This window comes from [Clostridium] cellulosi (assembly GCF_036762875.1).
Classification (GTDB): Bacteria; Bacillota; Clostridia; order Oscillospirales; family Ethanoligenentaceae; genus Ruminiclostridium_D; species Ruminiclostridium_D cellulosi.
The window spans coordinates 1-4438 of sequence record NZ_JBAIZF010000009.1; the positions used below are offsets into that span (position 1 = coordinate 1).

Annotated in this window: 4 protein-coding genes and 1 pseudogene; 2 read left to right on the forward strand and 3 right to left on the reverse strand. The window is 39.9% G+C overall.

The annotated features are described in order from the left end of the window. Positions 1–202: 202 nt before the first annotated feature. From tnpC to tnpA, 3 genes are all read right to left on the reverse strand, one after another. The gene (tnpC, locus tag V6C21_RS03430) at positions 203–1819 is read right to left on the reverse strand and encodes an IS66 family transposase (RefSeq protein ID WP_479268334.1); all 1617 of its coding nucleotides are present in this window, start codon (positions 1817–1819) and stop codon (positions 203–205) included. Positions 1820–2121: 302 nt separating this feature from the next. After that, positions 2122–2481 (reverse strand): IS66 family insertion sequence element accessory protein TnpB, encoded by a 360-nt coding sequence (gene tnpB / locus V6C21_RS03435; RefSeq protein WP_125475978.1) that lies wholly within the window; start codon positions 2479–2481, stop codon positions 2122–2124. After that, a complete protein-coding gene (gene tnpA / locus V6C21_RS03440; protein ID WP_125475977.1) occupies positions 2471–2812 on the reverse strand; it encodes an IS66 family insertion sequence element accessory protein TnpA in 342 nt (113 codons plus the stop codon). Before tnpA ends, tnpB begins: the two co-directional genes overlap by 11 nt. Positions 2813–2984: 172 nt before the next feature. Between tnpA and V6C21_RS03445 the strand changes: the two genes are divergently transcribed. Next, positions 2985–3572: a transposase gene (locus tag V6C21_RS03445; RefSeq protein ID WP_479268335.1), complete on the forward strand. Its 588-nt coding sequence runs from the start codon at positions 2985–2987 to the stop codon at positions 3570–3572. Next, positions 3541–4438 (forward strand): annotated as a pseudogene (locus tag V6C21_RS03450) (IS21 family transposase); the annotation flags it as partial. The gene V6C21_RS03445 and the pseudogene V6C21_RS03450, both read left to right, overlap by 32 nt.

The window sequence follows — 4438 nt, forward strand, 5'->3', positions numbered from 1 at the left end:
ATCTGACATGGTACGTAACCTCCTTTGGTTGGTATTTTGTGTGCTAACTTAATTCTACCAAACGGTTACGTCCATGTCATTTTTATTGGACTTCTATGAATTTGCGAAAAATATTATACTTTATCTACTAATAGTAAACGGTAAATAATCCGTACTACCAAAAAAATAACCGCCAAAAATGGCGGTAGTTTAATTATTGCGTTTATTTTCTGCATGTTTCCGGCAGATTTTTTGACCATGGCAGCAGATCATCCAGAAAGTCAAGATTTTTATCATCCATATGCTTGGGTATCTCGGTCAGTAGATGTTCAAAATAATTATACGGTTTTAGGCGGTTTGCTTTTGCTGTTTCTGCAATGCTATATATAATTGCACTGGCTTTTGCTCCCTCTATTGTATCAATAAGATGCCAGTTCGCTTTTCCGATACAAAAACTTCGTATGGCCGATTCAGCTGCGTTGTTATCAAGTGGTACATTTCCGTCATCAAGAAATACCCTGAGATATTTCTCCTGGTTAATGCAATAGGTAAAGCCTTTCGCTGTTTCGGATTTTGGGAGTACTTCCAACAGATGTGATTTTACCCATGCAAAGAAAGCATCGACATGCGGTTTTATCTTCAGCTGTCGTTGCTGTTTTCGTTCTTCTGCCCGGAGATGCTGCAGCTCGTTTTCCAGCTTATATATGGCTGCTATCCTCTTCAGGGCCTCTTCAGCAAGTGTACCTTTGGCTTTTTCTTTCCCCAGCGCCTTTGTTACATTTGCAAAGTGCCGTCTCGCATGACTCCAGCAGCCGGCGATTTTCAGATCCTCCATCTCTTTTTCGAGAGTGTGGTACACTTGATATCCATCTGTTACCACCGTACCGCTGTATCCTTTCAGGAATTCCCTCGGATGGCTTGTATTCCTGGTCTTCTGGTATTCATACAGTATGATTGGGTTGGACTCATACATCTTTCCTGTACGATATACCCACATGTAGCTCCTGGAGCCGGCAGGCCTTCCATCCTTACTTACCAATACCGGTGTTTCATCAGCCTGCAGTATATTGGCTTTGTAGAGTTCCTGATGAAGTCGGTCATATAAAAGGGACAGATATCTCTCTGCACACTGAATAGTCCAGTTTGCCATGACCTGTCTGGATATTCTTATATCATTTCGTAAGAATTCCTGCTCCATTCGGTACAATGGAACAGCGTTGACATATTTATTGTTTATGATTGCTGCTTCCAGAGACGGTGTTACAATACTGTTGCGCAGAAGGTCAGCAGGACGCTTACCTCTGATAATGGTCTGTCCATCCATCCCTGCATATACTGCTACATGATGTTCTTCTACTTCAAAGGTGGCAGGATGAAAAACAAGTCTTTTGTATACTTCATCGGGAAGTCGTTTCCACTTTGGTCCCAGGCGGGAGCTTAATTCTTCCTCAGACAGCTCATGATTAATTACTTTTACCGGAAGGTCTTTAAGCTCTTCTTCACGCTTACCTTTTACTTTTTTCCGTGTATAGGGTCTGGGGCAAATCTGCTCGAATTCCGGTTCTACAACATATAAACCGGTTACAGCAGCTTCCGCTTCGTTTAAGGCTAAATCCAAATTTAAACTAAGCTGGCCGTCACATACCATCTTTTCAGATGAGCGACCGTACTGACGTTGCTTCGATATATTTATTTGCTCCAGCAAAAGATTCAGCTTCTTGTCTTGCACAGCAACTGTCTTTGAAAGTTCATCAGCCATGGTCTGCACAGACAAAAACAGGCTTATGAGTTCTTCCTTACTTAAGCTATTCAATTCTGATTCTGTGTATTTTTTATCCATGACTGATACTTCCTTTTTCTTTGATGCTTACATTATAACCGATATCAACAAAAAAAGCGAATTTACGATTTTGGTGCTTTCGTCATTATGACGGTGGATAAACGCCTGAAAAATGAGAAAAAACCAGAGCTTAGAAGCGCTTTGAGATAATATTATCCACGGAAGTAAAAAGGTGATGGAACGTTATCATGGATATCGCCCCATCACTGCACAGAAACTGTGGATAATTGCATTTGTATATCGAATTTGAGCTGATTTAGAAAAAATAAATTTCTCTGTTTTGCACAATATTAGTCCTAAATCTAACAAACAGATACCGGTGAGATTTTTCTGATAGCCTTTTTCTGCTCAATAGCAAGGCCTTCCATCAACCATTTAAACTGCTGAGGTGTAAGTTGCTTCATTTCAGACTCATTTCTTGGCCACTGAAAGCGTGCGTTTTCAAGACGTTTATACAGGAGAAGAAATCCATCCCCTTCGAACAGCAAGCCTTTAATCCTGTCCGTCCTTCTGCCACAGAAGAGGAATAATACTCCCTCATGGAATGGGTTCAGATGAAAGGTATTTTTTACAATAGCTGCAAGACCATCTATGCCCAATCTCATATCGGTATAGCCACAGGCAATATATACTTCTGAAAAGCCTGATGCATCATTTAACATTTGCCACCGCCTGAATTGTTGTTTCAATGAGATGTTGTGGTGTTGCTGAATTGATATTAATCGTTATGGAACCGATTGATATCGTAAGCTCCGGCGAAAACGAAGGAGTAAAAGAATGTGGGATATACTGCTCGGGGACACGGACGAAGTTTGCTTCTATAGAATGGCATGCAGCTTCACGTAATTTTTTTAACCAGTAGTAATAAGTATCCTTGCTTATATTGTTTTGCATACACCAATCTTTAACTTTTAGACCACTGGACATACATTCTTGAATCAGAGCGCGCCATTGAGAAAGTTTGACCTCTTTTTCAACCAATTTGGTATTCATGAGAACCTCCTATTAAATTCGTGTAAAGTGTGAAAACTTGTACAACTTATTACACTTTTACTACATTATCTCATGAATTGAAACTCTTAGGAATGTACGCATGGTTTACCGTTTACTACTAATATAGGTATTATGATTTCAATAACACACAAACCAAAGGAGGAAATCAAAAATGATTGGAATCGAGCAATACCGAAAAATCCTGGAGTACAAAGCATTTGGACTTGCTCAGACAAAAACCGCAAAAGCACTGGGGATAACCTATTCTTCTGTCAGCAAATACTGGAATATGAGCGAAGAAGATTATGTAAGGGAAGCTGAAAAGGAAAGGTATCACATGGATAACTACCGTCAGTACATACTGGAACATTTGAAAATTTGTCCACAAATGAGGGATACAAACATCTATATTAAATTGGTGGAGTCCTTCCCTGATCTACAAGTTAAACGAGCTACATTCTACCGCTATATGAAAGCCTTAAGGGAACAGCACGGGTATCCGCATGCCAGTAAACGTAAAACCTCACCCCGTGAAATTTCTCCACCGGGATATGAAGCGCAGGCGGGTTTTGGTCAATACAAACTTAAGGATATGTACGGGCGAATTGTACGAATATATTTCTTTTCCATGGTTCTGAGTTATAGCAGAATGAAATTTGTTTATTTTTCACCGGATCCCTTTACAACCAAAACAGCCATTAAAGCTCATAACTATGCATTCCGATATTTTGGAGGAAGAACCACAGACTATTCTTTATGACCTTGACCGTGTCTATGTAGTCAGTGAAAATCTGGGGAATATCATATTCGTACCTGCCTTTGAAGAATATGTTAAGCGTATAGGTTACAATGTTTCGCTATGTAGACCAAGAGATCCTCAAAGTAAAGGCAAGGTTGAAGAGGTGATTGGATACATAAAGCAAAGTTTTCTTGAGGGCAGGATATACACCGGAATTGATTGCCTTAACAGTGCTGCCCTTTCATGGTTGGATAGGGAAGGCAACGGGCGAATACATACTGTGACCAGAAAAGTGCCGCGTGAAATGTTCATGGAAGAGCAAAAATACCTGCTCCATGTCAAACCTTATTCCGAAGTATCAATCACTGTTGCCTCCTTTGATAAGGATGGAGTGGTAAGTTATAAAGGCAACCGTTATCTGATTAATACAGGTATGATGGATGTTCATAAACGCATTCGCATTGAAGATGATGGTGAAATGCTTTTGTTCTATGATGCTGAAACAAATGATTTATTGGCTAAATATCCGGTCACAGAAGATACCGGGCAGTTGTTCAAACCAGAAGAAAATTACAGCAGAGACAGGGTTTCTTTAACCATCATAAAACAATATTTTGCAGAATACGAAATAGCTCAGGAATTCATTCGTCGGATGGAGCAGCAACAGCCGAAATATTTTAATACACATTGCATTCGATTATACCGGATGACAAGGTTTTATACAATTGGACAATTGCTTGATGGAATAGAATACTGCATTGATACTGAACGCTGCAGTGCCTATGAGCTTTTGGCTTATCTCATGTATCAGTACGGAGAGCATATAGCTAAGAAGTTTTTGCCGAATCAGCAGTATTTTAACCATTTGGCGAGGAGTAAAGAAATAA

What these genes read in the sequence shown, in the direction of transcription:
- tnpC (WP_479268334.1), bottom strand. Translation starts at nt 1,819, where the DNA reads ATGGATAAAAAATACACAGAATCAGAATTGAATAGCTTAAGTAAGGAA.
- tnpB (WP_125475978.1), bottom strand. Translation starts at nt 2,481, where the DNA reads ATGTTAAATGATGCATCAGGCTTTTCAGAAGTATATATTGCCTGTGGC.
- tnpA (WP_125475977.1), bottom strand. Translation starts at nt 2,812, where the DNA reads ATGAATACCAAATTGGTTGAAAAAGAGGTCAAACTTTCTCAATGGCGC.
- V6C21_RS03445 (WP_479268335.1), top strand. Translation starts at nt 2,985, where the DNA reads ATGATTGGAATCGAGCAATACCGAAAAATCCTGGAGTACAAAGCATTT.